Genomic DNA, 14995 nt, shown 5'->3' with positions numbered 1-14995 from the left:
CGATAGGGGCCATGCATCATGCGGCTGTTCGACTGCGATCACTGTGGCCAATCGGTCCATTTCGACAATCGCCAATGTGTGCGCTGCGGCTATCGCCTGGGCTTCGTACCCGACCGGCTTGCGATGTTCTCGCTGGAACCCGCTCAGGAGCCGAACTGGCACCTTGTTGTCGAGCCCGCCCGCTCCGTTCGCTTCTGCTCCAACGCGGCGCTGGACATCTGCAACTGGATGGTCGATGCCAACGACGGTCATGACTTCTGCATCGCCTGCCGTCATAACCGCCTGGTTCCGAATGCCGACACGCAGGACGGGATCGACCGCTGGCGGCGCATCGACCAGGCGCAACGTCATCTTTTCTATTCGCTATTGCGTTTGCGGCTTCCGCATCCGGACCGCGAGCAAGATCCTAGAGGCGGTCTTGTCTTCGATTTCCTCGAGGACAAGGTCAACAGCATGGGTATGATCGAGCCGGCGATGACCGGCCACGAGGAAGGCCTGATCGCCATTCGCGCCGCAGAGGCCGATGACGTCACGCGCGAGATGGCGCGCATGTCCATGCGTGAGCCATATCGTACGCTGCTCGGTCACTTCCGGCACGAGACCGGGCACTTCATCTGGGACAAGCTGGTGCGGGACCGCAACGATTTCGATGGGTTCCGAGCGGTCTTCGGCGACGAGCGCGAGGACTACGACGCAGCTCTGCAGCGCCACTACGAGAACGGCGCCCGACCCAACTGGCAGGCGGACTTCATCAGCACCTATGCGAGTTCCCACCCATGGGAAGACTTCGCCGAATGCTTCGCCCACTATCTCCACATCGTCGACACGCTTGAGACCGCCCGCGCTTTCGGCATGGCGATCGATCCGCGTGGCCATGGAGAAATGGCAACCGAGGTCGACTTCGATCCCTATCGGGCAAACAATGCCGAACAGCTCGTCAGCGCCTGGGTCCCCTTGAGCGTTGCGGTCAACAGCATCCAGCGCAGCATGGGTCAGCCGGATTTCTACCCCTTCGTCCTGTCTCAACGAGTCGTCCGGAAGCTCGAATATTTGCATCGGCTCATTCGGAACGCGGCAGAGGCGGCTGAGATGAAGGCGGCTTGAACTCTCCACCTCCCCCTTGATGGGGGAGGTCGCGCGAATGCGCGGGTGGGGGTGATTGTTGGGTGTCGCAAGGGATCACCCCACCCCGGAGCTTCGCTCCGACCCTCCCCCTCAAGGGGAGGGTAGGAAAATCAAGCTCGCTTGGTCAGCGGGAAACGTTCCTTCAGCAATCTCAGCACCGAATCCGATCCCATGGGCGGGCCGAAGATGAAGCTTTGGCCGTAGGTGCAGCCCATCTTTGCAAGCTCGAGAGCATCCTCCTCGGACTCGATGCCCTCGGCAACGACCTTCATGCCGAGTTCGCGGGCCATCGAAATCACCGAGCGCAGAAGGATCGCCTTCTTGTCGCTTTCGTCGCGAACCATGCTCTTGTCGAGCTTGACCGTGTCGAAGGGGAAGCGCGTCAGGTAGGCGAGCGAAGAATAGCCCGTACCGAAATCGTCGAGCGAAAGGCCGAGGCCGATTTCTCGCAATTTGTCGAGCACAAGCCGGGCCTGTTCCGGGTTTTCCATCACCATGGATTCCGTCAGTTCCAGCTTGATGCGGCTCGGGTCGCAATGGGTCTTTGCCAATAGCGCGCGGACGTCGTCGTACAGCTCCTTGTTGAGAAGCTGCGCGCTCGAAAGGTTGATCGAGACGAACATCGGTAGTTCGCCGGTCTGCCGTTGCCACGACATCAGGTCGTTTGTCGCCTGTTCCATGGCAAACATGCCAAGCGGCCCGATGATATCGGAAGCCTCGGCAATCGGAATGAATTCGATCGGCGGTATGCTGCCGCGCTTTGGATGCTCCCAGCGCATCAGCGCCTCGAAGCCCGCGACTTCGGCATCCTCCAGCCGGACGATCGGCTGGTAGACCAGCGACAATTCCTTGCGCTCGATGGCGCGGCGCAGGTCCGTTTCCAGCTGCAGGCGATCTGTCCCGAAACTGCGGAAGGCCGGGCGGAAGGGCTCGACGCGATTGCCGCCGGCGCGCTTGGCCCGGTACATCGCAAGCTCGGCATCGCTGAGCAGTGCCGGAGCGCTTTCCTGCTGGTCGACCCAGGAGGTAAGCCCGATCGAGGCCGTCAGGATGATCTCGCGATTGGCGAAATTGAGCGGCACCATGATCGCCTTGCTGACGGCATCGGCAAAATCCGCCACCTTTGCCGGATCCCGTTCGGAAACGAGGATCAGGCCGAACTGGTCGCCGGAGAGGCGCGCCAGCGTGTCCTGCGGCTTCAGCAGGCGACGCAGGCGACGGGTCAGCGCAATGAGGATGTTGTCTCCGGCAGCGACGCCCAGCGCATCGTTGACGAGCTTGTAGCGGTCGATGTCGATGACCATGACCGTCGGGCGAACCATGTCGCCGCCCGGCGCCAGTGTCAGCACGGCCTGCAAGCGGTCGAGGAAGATCTGGCGGTTCGGCAGGCCGGTCAGGTTGTCGTGCAGCGCCTCGTGCAACAGTCGTTCGATCGAGTTCTTCTGCTCGGTAACGTCGACCACAGTGCCGACACAGCGGATGATTTCGCCGTTGGAACCGAGCACGGGGCGGGCGCGGATCGAAAGCCAGTGGAAATGCCCGTCTTCCGCGCGGATGCGGAATTCATGGTTGAGCCTGCCGCGGCGGTGTTCGAGCAGCACGTCGAGCGTTGCGCGGAAACGGTCGCGGTCGTCGGGATGGAGCCGCGGCAGCCAGTTGCGCACAGCCCCGTGCATGCTGCCCGGCGAAAGTCCGAGCTTGTAGGAAATATCCGGAATGGTGACGACACGATCGCGCGCCACGTCCCAGTCCCAGACGGTATCGCCGGACCCGGTCAGCGCCAGCGATTGCCGCTCCAGATCGGAGAACAGGCCCTGCTGGAACGCGCCGCCGGCAAAGGCGTGCTGCATGACGGTGAAGCCGATCAGAAGCACGATGAGCACGAGGCCGCCACCGAGCGCCGGCTGGATGATGTCGTTGTCGAGCTTGCCGGTGATCGTCATCCATGCCCCGAACAGCCAGACGATGATCAGCACCCAGGCAGGCACGAGCAGGATGGCACGGTCGTAGCGATTGAAGCCGAGATAGATGATGAGAAGAATGCCGGCAGTTGCAGTCAGTGCCAGCGAAATGCGCGCGATACCGGCGGCGATCGATGGGTCATAGATCGCAACGCCAAAGAGCAGCGCCAGGCCGAGTACCCAGGCAAGGGTGACGTAGCCGAGATGCGCATGCCATCGATTGAGATTGAGATAGGTGAACAGGAAGATCACCAGGCTGGAGGCGAGCGCCACCTCCGCGCAGGCCCGCCATATTCGCTGGTCTCCCGAGGTGATGCTGATGAGCTTGCCGAGAAAGCCGAAGTCGACGCAGATATAGCCGAGTACCGCCCAGGCGAGCGCCGCCGTCGCCGGCAGCATCGACGTGCCCTTGACGACGAAGAGAATGGTCAGGAACACCGCAAGCAGGCCGGCAATGCCAAGCACGATACCGCGATAGAGTGTGAAGGCGTTGACCGTGTCCTTGTAGGCGTTCGGTTCCCAAAGGTAGATCTGCGGCAGGTCGGGCGAGGAGAGTTCGGCGACGAAGGTGATGACGGAGCCGGGATTGAGGGTGATGCGGAACACATCGGCCTCGTCGCTCGGCTGCCGGTCGAGCGCGAAACCCTCGCTCGGGGTGATGGCGATGATGCGCTGCGAGCCGAGGTCCGGCCAGAACAGCTTCGAATTCACCAGCCGAAAATGCGGTGCGACGATAACGCGCTCCAGCTGTTCTTCCGAGACGTTGGCGAGCGCGAAGACCGCCCAGTCTCCCTGGTGGCCCGGCGAACTGGAGCGAACCTCGATCCGCCGGCGGATGCCGTCGGCGCCGGCCGCCGTCGAGACCTGGAAGGCTTCGCCCTGGTTGGCATAGATCTCGGTGGTCGCGGTGAGGTCGAGCGCGGTATCGTCGCGGGAAATCTTCACGGGCTCTGCCGCACTTGCCGTCCCGGCCCAGGCAAAGGCGAGCATCGCCATCAAGGCAAAGACGATCGCGACGAAAAACCGTCCGGCCGGAAGGGTGGTCGATATGCGATCGGTGGTCATGGGGTCTCGGTTTTCCTGATCGGATCTGTGTCCGTTGCCAATCGGGAAAACATCACGTGATCACGCCATTGACCGTTGATTTTTAAATATCCGCGCAAATAACCTTCCCGCTGGAAACCGGCCTTTTCCAAGAGCCTCATACTACGTTCATTGTCCGGAATACAGGCTGCCTCGATACGGTGCAACTCAAGTCCTGAAAAGATGTACGGTATAACCATTTCAAGTGCGGCGAACATGTGGCCCTGGCCCGAATGGCGCTCGCCCATCCAGTAGCCGATCATGCAGCTTTGCGCGGCACCGCGCCTGATATAGCCGATGGTGAGGCCGCCGAGTAACGTGCCGTCCTTGTCGAAGATGAACAGCGGAATGGCCTGGCCGGAATTGTATTCCTGCTTGCCGCGAATGACGCGGGCGCGATAGGAGCCCTCCGTCAGTTCGTCATGCCGCCAGGTCGGCTCCCAGGGCTCGAGGAAGCGTCGGCTCTCGGCGCGAAGCTTGTGCCATTGGTTGAAGTCGGAATAACGGGGCAGGCGAAGAATATGGTTGACGCCGTCGAGTTCCAGGGTGTCCGGCTGCCGTGACAGAAACCGAAAAACCGACTTTGGCATCCGTCCATTTCTCCCGGAAAGGTTGAAGTCGTGGTTGGCCGATCCCGTCGGTCGCTGGCTGTAGATCAGCCGTGCGCTTTTCTGGCGGTCGTCGGCATCGAAAGAGAGGTGACGATATCTTCCATCGGGGCAAGCTGCTCCAGCGGGCCGATTGCCGAAAGCGTCGGCACGGTATCGAAGAACAGCCGGCCCGCAAGGTCGGTCAGCCGCTCGATGGTGATCCCTTCAAGCCGCTCCATCATCTCCGGATTGGGGATCGGGCGGCCGTAAAGCATCATCTGCCGTGCGATCTGGCCGGCACGTGCCGCAGGACTTTCCTGGCCCATCAGCAGTTGCGCGCGGATCTGGGCGCGGGCGCGCTCGATTTCCTGCTGCTCGATATTGTGCGAGGACTTGCGCAGTTCCTCGACGATAACAGGCAGCAGTTCCGGCAGGTTCTCACCGCCGGTCGCGGCATGAATGCCGAAGATGCCGGTGTCGGAAAAGCCCCAGTGGAATGCATAGACCGAATAACAGAGGCCGCGCACTTCGCGCACCTCCTGGAACAGCCGCGAGGACATGCCGCCGCCGAGAATGTTGGCAAGGATCTGCGAGCAGTAGAAGTCGCGGGCATGATAGGCGCGACCCTCGAAGCCGAGCAGGATCTGCGCGTCCATCAGGTCGCGGGTCTCGCGCACGCTGCCGCCGATATAGCGGGCGGTTTCGATGACGGGCGGGGCGGACGGCGCGGTGGGCAGGCCGGCAAACCGCTTCTCGACCTCGCGCACGAAGCTGTCGTGGTCGACTGCACCGGCGGCAACCACGAACATGCGGTCGGTCGTATAATTGCGGCTGAGATAACCGCGGATCTGCTGCGGCGTGAACGAGACCACCGTCTGCGGTGTGCCGAGGATCGCCCGGCCGAGCGTCTGGTCACGATAGGCGACTTCGGAGAACTTGTCGAAGACGACGTCGTCGGGCGTGTCGTTGGCTGCGTTGATTTCCTGCAGGATGACCTGCTTCTCGCGCTGCAGCTCGTCCTCGTCGAATGCGCTTTCGATCAGGATGTCGGCGAGGATGTCGACGGCAAGCGGCACGTCCTCCTTGAGAACGCGCGCATAGTAGGATGTCGTCTCGGTCGATGTCGCGGCATTGACTTCGCCGCCGACATTCTCGATTTCCTCGGCGATCTCGCGGGCGGTACGACGGGCTGTACCCTTGAACGCCATGTGCTCGAGCAGATGGGCGATGCCATGCTCGGCCTCAGTCTCATTGCGCGAACCCGATTTTATCCAGACTCCGAGCGCAACGCTTTCAAGATGCGGCATCGTCTCGGTTACTACTGTCAGCCCCGAATTAAGCCGGGTGCACTCAACTGTCATCGCTCGTCTTTCTGCGCTTAGCGCCCCTTGGCCCGGGCATGCTTGCCGATGAAGCTTTCAACGGCTTTGAGCTCGGGATCGAGGATATCGAAGCGCTCCTCCCTGTCCATCAGATCAGCAAGCCACGTCGGAAGCGCCGGGTCAATACCGCATGCCGATTTTACTGCGGCGGGGAATTTTGCCGGATGCGCGGTCGAAAGCGTCACCATCGGACTGCTCGCCTTTTCGTTTTTCTTGGCGACGAAGACGGCAATGGCCGTATGCGGATCAAGGAGATAGCCGGCCTCGGCCAATGTCTGCCGGATGGTCTCGAAGACCTGCCGTTCGCTGGCGCGGCCGGCGCGGAAATCGCGCTTGATAAATTTTAGCGCTTCCTCACCGATCTCGAATCCGTTCGACTGTTTCAGGCTGTCCATCGCGGCCCTGACCTTCGATGCATCGCGCCCGTAGGCCTCGAAAAGCAACCTTTCGAAATTGGACGAAATCTGGATATCCATCGACGGCGAGGTGGTCGCCTTGACCTCGCGCATCTCGTAGCGCCCGGTCTTCAGCGTCCTGGCGAGAATGTCGTTTTCATTGGTGGCGACGACGAGCCGGTCGATCGGCAGGCCCATGCGCTTGGCGACGTAGCCGGCGAAGATATCGCCGAAATTCCCGGTGGGGACCGTAAAGGAAATCTTCCGGTCCGGTCCGCCAAGCGCCACGGCGGTGGTGAAATAATAGACCACCTGCGCCATGATGCGGGCCCAGTTGATCGAGTTGACGCCCGACAGTCTGACCCCGTCGCGAAAGGCGGTGTCGTTGAACATCGCCTTCACGAGGTTCTGGCAATCGTCGAAATTTCCCTTGATCGCCAGCGCGTGCACGTTCGAAGCCGTCGAGCTGGTCATCTGCCGCTGCTGCACCGGCGAAACCTTGCCGTGCGGAAACAGGATGAAGATGTCGGTTCGGTCGCGGCCGCCAAAGGCGTCGATCGCGGCCCCGCCGGTATCGCCCGACGTCGCGCCGACGATCGTCGCCCGTTCGCCGCGTTTTTCCAGCGCGTAATCCATCAGCCGCGCCAGCAGCTGCATGGCCACATCCTTGAAGGCGAGCGTCGTGCCGTGGAAAAGCTCCATGATGAAGCTGTTCGGGCCGGTCTGCACCAGCGGCGCGATGGCCGGGTGGCGGAAGGTGCCGTAGGCCTCGTCGATCATGCCGCGGAAGATGTCAGCCGGTATCTCGTCGCCGACGAAGGGCGAAAGCACCGAAAAAGCGATGTCCTGATAGCTCTTGCCGCGAAAGCCGCGGATTTCCTTCTTGCTGAGCTGCGGCCATTCGCGCGGAACATAAAGCCCGCCGTCACGCGCAAGTCCTGCCAGAAGGGCGTCGCAAAAGCCAAGGGCAGGGGCCTCTCCCCGCGTTGAGATGTAGTCCACGGTCTTGTACCTCGATATCGGAAATGGAATTTGGGGAAGTCGTCGAGCGGTTAATTCTAGGGCGAAGAAGGGTGCGACACCCGGTCTCTTTGCGCCAAATCAACGGCGCCGTTTTCGTAAGCGCACAACTTGGCCGCCGGTATCTGAGCCAGGCGGCGGTTTGCGGCAATCCGGTAGCGTTGAAAAGTGAACCAAAACGGTGCTTACCCAATCGATTTTTCGTAGCGCCGCTGGTATAGACCATCGCCAAGTGTCATGAAAGGCCCCGCGAACCGAGCAGGGACCGCTAAAATACATAACGGCCAGAGGGTGGAATAATCGTGTCAGGCAGAGTTTCGCGTCTTCTTATTTCCGCATCGTTCATGGCCGTCCTGGCCGGTTGCAGCTCTCTCGGTTTCGGTGGCGACAAACAGCCGGCAACGCAGGTAACCGTGCAGCCGCAGGCCGATGACGGCTCCGCCGCCTCGCCGGTTGGCGCGCAGGCCCAGGCTGCTCCCGCAATGCCGGCCGCCCCGGGTCCCGCCTATGTCGCAGGAAAGTGCCCCCAGGTCGTCGTTCGCGACGAGGGCGCGGTCCATCAGGTCTACAAGGGTGCCAAGACCGACCCGCAGCAGCTTTCCTACCAGGCTTCGCTCGTCCAGGCGACGCGCCAGTGCACGACCAACGGCTCCAGCCTCAACATAACGGTTGTCGCGCAGGGGCGTCTCGTCTCCGGCCCGGCCGGCATGCCTGGCAGCGTCAACCTTCCCATCAAGGTCGAGGTCATGGATGGCGAGAACGTCCTCTACACCGATACCACGAGCTTCCCCGTCACCATGCCCTCCGGCGAGAGCACGACGCAGTTCCTCTATACGGACAGCAAGGTGACGACCACGGGCGGTTCCGGCGGCTTTACCCAGGTCGTCGTCAGCTTCGACGAAGGCCATGCCGACAAGGCGAAGCCCGTTCGTAAGAAAAAGAAGTAGGCAGTTTTAACACCCTCCCTTGATGGGGAGGGTCGGCACGCAGTGCCGGGGTGGGGTGATCTCTTGTGACACCCAAAGTTTACCCCCACCCGCGCGTTCCGCGCGACCTCCCCCATCAAGGGGGAGGTGGAGATGCCACTAAACTCACGGCAAGTACATCCATCCATTTAAGGCGGAAACAGCAGACATTCCGGGTTTCAAAGCGATCGCCGCTGCAACACCCTCCCCTTGATGGGGAGGGTCGGCACGCAGTGCCGGGGTGGGGTGATCCCTTGAGACACCCAACAATCACCCCCACCCGCGGCTTCGCTGCGACCTTCCCCATCAAGGGGGAGGTGGGTGCCTCAGGCGACGCCGGACCATTCGGCAAGGGCTGCAACGACGCCGGGAAGATCGTTCATCCGTGAGATCACGGTTTCCGCGCCTGCATCCGTCAATTTGTCCGCATGCGATGGATAGGTGTGCGACGCGCCGGTGAAGCCGATGACCCGCATGCCCGCAGCCTTTGCCGCGTGGACGCCGTGGACGGAATCTTCAACCACGACGACCTGCGAGGGCGGAATATCGAACTGGGCGGCACCATGCAGGAAGATGTCGGGCTTCGGCTTGACGCGGTCCGGCCCGAGGTCCTTGGCGGAATAGATATGCGGCGCGAACAGCTTCTTCAGCCCGACCTTGGTCAGCATCACATCAAGTCGCTCCGAGCTCGAATTCGAGCAGACGCAACGCGGCAAGTCGATGCGCGAGAGGGCGAATTCGACGCCCGGTATCGCTTTGACCTCATTTGCAAGCCGGATATCCAGAAGCTTTTCCGATCTGGTCAGCAACGTCGCCGAGAGCGGAATGCTCGCCTCGCGCTCGACCTGGAACAGGATGTTTTCCCAGGTCATGCCGGCGAACCGCTCGGCCAGTTCCTCGGCGCCGATCGGATAACCCGCTTCCGTCAGGAGCTGGGACTCGACATCTGCCGCGATGATTTCCGAATCGACCAGCACGCCGTCGCAGTCGAAGATGATCAGGTCGAAGCCGCTATTGATATTCATGGAATGAAATGCCTCTGAAAGGGGATGGTGCGGCTTTACACGATGGGCCCCAAAAGCTCAACCGGCGGCCGGGCATGTCTGTCCTGCACGCAACGGGCAGCTATCCCCCTGCCGAATAGGCAGCTATCTCTATCGGCGAATAGGCAGCTATTTTCTCGACAAGCTCAAAACCCCTCTTTAAGGATCGCGCATGGCCGTACAAAAGGATGACACCATCGCCAGTCGCATAAGCCGGGTGCTTGCCGAGCGCATCGTCCGTGGCGAACTCGCGCCTGACAGCAGGCTGCGCCAGGACCACATTGCCGAGGAGTTCGGCGCCAGCCACGTTCCGGTGCGCGAGGCCTTCCGCCTGCTGGAGGCGCAGGGCCTGGCGATCAGCGAGCCACGCCGCGGCTTCCGCGTCGCCTCGTTCGACCTGAAGGAGGTCCGGGAGGTCGCGGAAATGCGGGCCGCACTCGAATGCCTGGCGCTGAAACACGCAGCGCAGCACCTGACAGCCGCGATCCTCGATGCGGCGGAAGAGGCGGCGAGGCAGGGCGATTTGGCCTCCGACGTCCATACATGGGAAGAGGCCAATCGCAGCTTCCACCGGCTGATCCTTGCGCCCTGCGGCATGCCACGGCTGCTGGCGACCATAGACGACCTGCATGCGGCGAGCGCCCGCTTCCTGTTCTCGGCCTGGCAATCCGGCTGGGAAAAGCGCACCGACCACGACCACCGCGCCATTCTCACAGCGCTTCGCAAGGGGCGAACCGAGGAGGCTGCCGCGATTCTTCAAAAGCACGTGCAGTGGATCGGCAAAGCACCAGTTCGCACATCATCCGGCGCGACCCGCGAAACGTTTGTGATCGTCGGTTAAATAAGCCCCAAATTATAGATAACTCAGCATCGCAGAAGCACGGCTCTTTCGATCCTATTTTGGGTCGTGTGGCTGCGCGAGAGTCGATGCTTGGCATTTTTATCCGGAAATTCTCAGCGGTCGGCTTGCGTCATCCATTTCCCTTCGCCATAAAATAGATGGTGCTCATAAATTATCTATAATTCAACCAGGAGAACTTCATGTCCCTCTTCGACGCGCATCAGGTGGATGCTTTCGACCCCCTGCGCCTTGGTCAACGCTCCCTCGCCATCAAGGCCGTTTTCGTGGTCGCAGGTACGCTGGCCTTGGCCTTGGCCTCCCAAATCAGCGTGCCGATGGTGCCGGTGCCGATCACCATGCAGACCTTCGCCATCACCATGATCGGCGCGCTTTATGGCTGGCGGCTCGGTGCACTGACGATCCTTGCCTGGCTCGGTGAGGCGATGCTCGGTTTCCCGGTTCTGGCGGGCGGGGCAGGCGGCCTTGCGCCCTTCGTGGGTCCGACTGCGGGCTATCTCGTTTCGTTCCCGATCATCGGTGCGCTGACCGGCTGGCTTGCCGAGCGGGGCTGGACAGGCGATCGCGTCATCCGCAGTTTCGCATCGCACCTGGTGGCCAATATTCTTTGCCTCGTCATCGGCGGCGGCTGGCTGGCCGTTCTGATCGGCGCTGAAAAAGGCTGGCTGCTGGGCGTCGCGCCCTTCATCCTCGGCGCCGTGCTGAAATCGGCGCTCGCCGCGGCCGTGCTCATGGGTGCGAAGATCTATCTCGGCAGGGCACGCCTGAATTGACCGTCAGGCTTCGCGCCCACCATCTGCTTTGCATGCTGACATTCGTCGGTGAGGGCTACAATCCTGCCTTCACCGAGAACTACCGCAGCATCGCCAGGCGCCTCTCGGCCGGAGAGGAAATCGAACTCGTCTCCGGCCCCGACGATATCTGCGCGCCCCTGATGGAGGGTGGAGACCCCCACTGTCTCAACGCGAGCGTCATCGAACGCGACGCGCTCGCCAGGCAAGCCGTCGCACGACTATTCGGCAACGAGATCAAGCCGGGGTCGATCATCAGGCCGGAAGCGGAACTGCTGAGGGATCTTCGTCGAAACTTCACGTCAGGCGCCATCCGGCAAGCTTGCAGCGGCTGCGAATGGGAAGGTCTCTGCACGACGATCGCCGGCGGCGACTATCAGGGAACGTTCGTGACGCGGCCTTAAGCCTCGACGGGAAAAAGCCTCAGAAACTGCCGGTCGCCTTCCGGTGTGAACAGGATCGACCGGCTGTTCTCCGACCGTCGCGCCCAGCCCTTGTCGAGGAAATTCGCAAGCAGCGCCTTCCCCAGACTTCCCGCCAGATGCGCGCGCCGCTCGCTCCAGTCGAGGCAGGATCGGCATAGCGGCCGGCGAGTGGATTTAAGCCCGGTCACATCGATGCCGATCGATTTCAGATGGCCTTCGCCGTTTGCTGTCAGGCTCAACGCTTCGTCTACCTGCGAAATGGCGCCACCGGCGATCAGGCTGTCGAGCATGCGCACGCCGTAGTCGCCGGCAAGATGATCATAGCAGATGCGCGCCTTGCGCAGCGCCGGCTCCTTCGGTCCCGGCTGATGGCGCAGATGCCCGCGGCTGGCAGCAAAACCCATGATGCTTTCCAGCAATTTTCCCACCGCGTCGTCGGAAAGCGTGAAATAGCGATGGCGACCCTGCTTGCGTTGGGTCAGCAACCCGCCGCCTTCGAGCTTGGCCAGATGCGTGCTCGCCGTCTGCACCGTTATGCCGCCGGCCTCGGCAAGTTCGGTTGCCGTCAACGCACGACCGGCCATCAGCGCGGTCAGCATGTTTGCCCGGGCCGGATCGCCGATGAGCGCACCGATCTGCGCGATATCAGGACCTTCTTTCATGTCTTGTCCTCCCGCATACTTCGCCCGCCATCATACTTCGAGCGTAACCGAAGCATCGCCGTCGGGCAATATGCGAAAACGTCGCTATCCAATCAAGGGAGCCGACCATGATCACCTGTTTCATCCGTTACGAGATCGACCCGTTCAAGAAGGAGGCCTTCGCCGAATATGCTGGCAATTGGGGACAGGCGATCCCCCGGTGCGGCGCCGATCTCATTGGCTATTTCGGCCCGCACGAAGGCTCGGCGACAACGGCCTACGGTGTCTACAACATCGAGAGCCTGGCCGCGTACGAGCAATACCGCGCCCGCCTGACAGCCGATCCGCTCGGCAAGGAGAACTACGAATTCGCGAGACGCGAGCGCTTCATCCTGAAGGAGGACCGCCTGTTCCTCAAATGCGTCTCGACGCCGCACGCCCCGAAGGTGGCGCCATGATCGCCGTCATCTTCGAGGTCGTCCCCTATCTCGGCGAGCGCCACAACTACCTTGATCTCGCCGGATCGCTCAAATCCGAGCTCGAGACGATGGATGGTTTCATCTCCATCGAGCGTTTCGAGAGCCTGACCTTGCGCGGCAAGATCCTTTCGCTCTCCTTCTGGCGCGACGAGGCGTCCGTGAAGGCGTGGCGCAACACCGAAGCCCATCGTGCCGCCCAGAAAGCCGGCCGCAACGGCATCTTCGCCGACTACCGCCTTCGGATTGCGCATGTGGTCCGGGACTATGGGCTGAACGAACGCGACGAGGCACCGGGGGATAGCCGGGAGGTGCTTGGTGGCTGAATGGCTGCTTATCGCGTGCGCTTGACTGCCGTTGGCCGCCGATGCCCGCCCTCGTCCTTCGAGGGTCGCTCTGCTCCCGCCTCTGGATGAGGGCTAGCGCTGCCCGTGCCGCAGATGGAAGGGTTAGTACTGCAGACAAAGGGCTACCGCTGGCCAACGCCGGATGTGGAGCACTGCCGCCGCCCGCGCCGCGGCCTCCCTCTTCTCCCCTCGGGGAGAAGTGCCGAGCACAGCGGGGCGATGAGGGGGCGGCACGGCGAGAGGGCGCTTGTTGAATTCTAGTTTTGGACGCCTGGAGTGAATTGCGAAAGCCCCCTCATCCGCCCTTTGGGCACCTTCTCCCCGAGGGGAGAAGGGGGGGCGGCGGCCACGATTTCCGAAAATCGCCTGGCGCCCCATCCCTCATGGTGAGGCGCGATGCTGCCGAGCGAAGGCGGAGGTGGCGAGCCTCGAACCACGAGGGGTGGCCACTAATACCCGCCCTCAGCCGCGGATGCAGGCCGTCCCCGCATCCGCCCATGCGGCTATATCCTGCATCTGCCGACGTTTTTCCATGGCATGGAAAATGCGATTAATTTCCCAATTTCATCCGTGCTTCAGTCTTTGGTAACCAACTTAGGTAACCATACCGATCAGTTAAAGCGTAATGCGTAAGCGTAACAGCGAGTATCAGATGGCGTCGGTTTTTCCTCTTGCAGACCTGAAGACATCCACCAATCCCGGCTCCTGGATCGACACGATCATCAAGGGCGATTGTGTCAGCGCACTCGAGGCGCTGCCGACCCATTCCGTCGACGTCATCTTCGCCGACCCACCCTATAATCTGCAGCTCGGCGGCGCCCTGCATCGCCCGGACCAGTCCCTTGTCGACGCGGTCGACGACGAATGGGACCAGTTCGCGTCTTTCGAGGCCTATGACGCCTTCACCCGGGCCTGGCTGCTCGCCTGCCGTCGCGTCTTGAAGCCCACCGGCACCATCTGGGTCATCGGTTCCTACCATAATATCTTCCGCGTCGGCGCGATGATGCAGGACCTGAATTTCTGGATCCTCAACGACATCGTCTGGCGCAAGACCAACCCGATGCCGAATTTCAAGGGCCGCCGTTTCCAGAACGCCCACGAGACGATGATCTGGGCCAGCCCGAACGCCAAGACCAAGGGCTACACCTTCAATTACGATGCGATGAAGGCGTCGAACGACGACGTCCAGATGCGCTCCGACTGGCTGTTCCCGATCTGCAGCGGCAACGAGCGCCTGAAGGACGATGCCGGCAAGAAAGCCCACCCGACGCAGAAGCCGGAAGCGCTTCTCGCCCGCGTCATCATGGCCTCTTCGAAGCCAGGCGACATCATTCTCGACCCCTTCTTCGGCACGGGCACGACAGGCGCCGTCGCCAAGCGCCTCGGCCGCCATTTCGTTGGCATCGAGCGCGAGCAGGAATACATCGATCACGCATCTGCCCGCATCGCCGCCGTCGACACCCTCGGCAAGGCGGAACTGACCGTGATGACCGGCAAGAAGGCCGAAGTTCGCATCGCCTTCAACGTGCTGGTCGAAAACGGCATGATCAAGCCCGGCCAGGTGCTGACCGACGCGCGCCGGCGCCATAGCGCGATCGTCCGCGCCGACGGCACGGTCGCATCCGGCGGCGACGCCGGCTCCATCCATCGCCTTGGCGCCAAAGTCCAGGGCCTGGACGCCTGCAACGGCTGGACCTTCTGGCACTTCGACGACGGCAAATCCCTGCGCCCGATCGACGATCTCCGGTCCATCATCCGCAGTGATATGGCGAAGGCGGAGTAACCCAAATCCTCGTCAGGATCGCACAGCCACCTTTCTCCGGTTCTGTACCTTCAGTTGCGGAAGAAGGCATGAAAAACGTCCAGGGTTACAAGCCTTGGGCGTCTTTGCG

14 protein-coding genes are annotated in these 14995 nt (G+C 61.9%); 8 read left to right on the top strand and 6 right to left on the bottom strand.

Annotation, left to right across the window (positions count from 1 at the left end; all coding sequences use genetic code 11):
* Positions 1–18: 18 nt before the first annotated feature.
* Entirely contained in the window at positions 19–1104 is a 1086-nt protein-coding gene (locus CPY51_RS26825; RefSeq protein ID WP_111163278.1) for a zinc-binding metallopeptidase family protein, read from the top strand.
* Positions 1105–1235: 131 nt separating this feature from the next.
* On the opposite strand, the gene CPY51_RS26820 is transcribed toward CPY51_RS26825, so the two are convergent.
* From CPY51_RS26820 to thrC, 4 genes are all read right to left on the bottom strand, one after another.
* On the bottom strand, positions 1236–4151 hold the full coding sequence (locus CPY51_RS26820) for a sensor domain-containing phosphodiesterase (RefSeq protein ID WP_111163277.1): 2916 nt from the start codon (positions 4149–4151) through the stop codon (positions 1236–1238).
* Complete coding sequence (locus tag CPY51_RS26815) at positions 4148–4759, bottom strand: GNAT family N-acetyltransferase (protein ID WP_111163276.1); 612 nt, start codon at positions 4757–4759, stop codon at positions 4148–4150. Before CPY51_RS26815 ends, CPY51_RS26820 begins: the two co-directional genes overlap by 4 nt.
* A gap of 65 nt (positions 4760–4824) precedes the next feature.
* Positions 4825–6120: a M16 family metallopeptidase gene (locus CPY51_RS26810; protein WP_111163275.1), complete on the bottom strand. Its 1296-nt coding sequence runs from the start codon at positions 6118–6120 to the stop codon at positions 4825–4827.
* Positions 6121–6137: 17 nt separating this feature from the next.
* Complete coding sequence (thrC, locus tag CPY51_RS26805; protein WP_111163274.1) at positions 6138–7538, bottom strand: threonine synthase; 1401 nt, start codon at positions 7536–7538, stop codon at positions 6138–6140.
* Between the two features lie 320 nt (positions 7539–7858).
* Between thrC and CPY51_RS26800 the strand changes: the two genes are divergently transcribed.
* On the top strand, positions 7859–8503 hold the full coding sequence (locus tag CPY51_RS26800; RefSeq protein ID WP_111163273.1) for a hypothetical protein: 645 nt from the start codon (positions 7859–7861) through the stop codon (positions 8501–8503).
* A 344-nt stretch (positions 8504–8847) separates the two neighbouring features.
* Here the strand turns inward: CPY51_RS26800 and CPY51_RS26795 are convergent, their stop codons facing one another.
* Positions 8848–9546: an HAD family hydrolase gene (locus CPY51_RS26795; protein ID WP_111163272.1), complete on the bottom strand. Its 699-nt coding sequence runs from the start codon at positions 9544–9546 to the stop codon at positions 8848–8850.
* Positions 9547–9736: 190 nt separating this feature from the next.
* On the opposite strand from CPY51_RS26795, the gene CPY51_RS26790 reads away from it, so the two are divergent.
* The 3 genes from CPY51_RS26790 to CPY51_RS26780 all read left to right on the top strand — a co-directional run bounded on the left by CPY51_RS26790 (position 9737) and on the right by CPY51_RS26780 (position 11618).
* Positions 9737–10405 carry a GntR family transcriptional regulator gene (locus CPY51_RS26790; RefSeq protein WP_111163271.1) on the top strand — a complete coding sequence of 223 codons (669 nt, stop codon included), beginning with the start codon at positions 9737–9739 and terminating at the stop codon, positions 10403–10405.
* A gap of 200 nt (positions 10406–10605) precedes the next feature.
* Positions 10606–11196, top strand: a complete 591-nt coding sequence (locus CPY51_RS26785; protein ID WP_111163270.1) for a biotin transporter BioY — start codon at positions 10606–10608, stop codon at positions 11194–11196.
* Positions 11193–11618 carry a DUF1284 domain-containing protein gene (locus tag CPY51_RS26780; RefSeq protein WP_111163269.1) on the top strand — a complete coding sequence of 142 codons (426 nt, stop codon included), beginning with the start codon at positions 11193–11195 and terminating at the stop codon, positions 11616–11618. Before CPY51_RS26785 ends, CPY51_RS26780 begins: the two co-directional genes overlap by 4 nt.
* Here the strand turns inward: CPY51_RS26780 and CPY51_RS26775 are convergent.
* Complete coding sequence (locus tag CPY51_RS26775) at positions 11615–12301, bottom strand: ArsR/SmtB family transcription factor (protein WP_111163268.1); 687 nt, start codon at positions 12299–12301, stop codon at positions 11615–11617. The genes CPY51_RS26780 and CPY51_RS26775 overlap by 4 nt on opposite strands.
* Positions 12302–12408: 107 nt before the next feature.
* Between CPY51_RS26775 and CPY51_RS26770 the strand changes: the two genes are divergently transcribed.
* From CPY51_RS26770 to CPY51_RS26760, 3 genes are all read left to right on the top strand, one after another.
* Positions 12409–12738 (top strand): NIPSNAP family protein, encoded by a 330-nt coding sequence (locus CPY51_RS26770; protein ID WP_111163267.1) that lies wholly within the window; start codon positions 12409–12411, stop codon positions 12736–12738.
* Positions 12735–13082, top strand: coding sequence for an antibiotic biosynthesis monooxygenase family protein (locus tag CPY51_RS26765; RefSeq protein WP_111163355.1), 348 nt, complete (start codon positions 12735–12737; stop codon positions 13080–13082). The genes CPY51_RS26770 and CPY51_RS26765 overlap by 4 nt, the downstream gene beginning before the upstream one ends.
* Positions 13083–13755: 673 nt before the next feature.
* Positions 13756–14886, top strand: coding sequence for a site-specific DNA-methyltransferase (locus CPY51_RS26760; protein ID WP_111163266.1), 1131 nt, complete (start codon positions 13756–13758; stop codon positions 14884–14886).
* The last annotated feature ends 109 nt before the right edge of the window (positions 14887–14995 follow it).

The organism is Arminella tubonensis (genome assembly GCF_003240585.1).
Taxonomy (GTDB): domain Bacteria; phylum Pseudomonadota; class Alphaproteobacteria; order Rhizobiales; family Rhizobiaceae; genus Rhizobium; species Rhizobium tubonense.
Note: the sequence above shows the minus strand (reverse complement) of the source record. Positions and strands in the feature narration are given on the sequence as shown.

Coding starts and splice junctions, on each gene's coding strand:
- CPY51_RS26760 (WP_111163266.1), top strand. CDS start 13,756: ATGGCGTCGGTTTTTCCTCTTGCAGACCTGAAGACATCCACCAATCCC.
- CPY51_RS26815 (WP_111163276.1), bottom strand. CDS start 4,759: ATGCCAAAGTCGGTTTTTCGGTTTCTGTCACGGCAGCCGGACACCCTG.
- CPY51_RS26810 (WP_111163275.1), bottom strand. CDS start 6,120: ATGACAGTTGAGTGCACCCGGCTTAATTCGGGGCTGACAGTAGTAACC.
- CPY51_RS26775 (WP_111163268.1), bottom strand. CDS start 12,301: ATGAAAGAAGGTCCTGATATCGCGCAGATCGGTGCGCTCATCGGCGAT.
- CPY51_RS26825 (WP_111163278.1), top strand. CDS start 19: ATGCGGCTGTTCGACTGCGATCACTGTGGCCAATCGGTCCATTTCGAC.
- CPY51_RS26785 (WP_111163270.1), top strand. CDS start 10,606: ATGTCCCTCTTCGACGCGCATCAGGTGGATGCTTTCGACCCCCTGCGC.
- CPY51_RS26790 (WP_111163271.1), top strand. CDS start 9,737: ATGGCCGTACAAAAGGATGACACCATCGCCAGTCGCATAAGCCGGGTG.
- CPY51_RS26795 (WP_111163272.1), bottom strand. CDS start 9,546: ATGAATATCAATAGCGGCTTCGACCTGATCATCTTCGACTGCGACGGC.
- CPY51_RS26765 (WP_111163355.1), top strand. CDS start 12,735: ATGATCGCCGTCATCTTCGAGGTCGTCCCCTATCTCGGCGAGCGCCAC.
- CPY51_RS26770 (WP_111163267.1), top strand. CDS start 12,409: ATGATCACCTGTTTCATCCGTTACGAGATCGACCCGTTCAAGAAGGAG.
- CPY51_RS26820 (WP_111163277.1), bottom strand. CDS start 4,151: ATGACCACCGATCGCATATCGACCACCCTTCCGGCCGGACGGTTTTTC.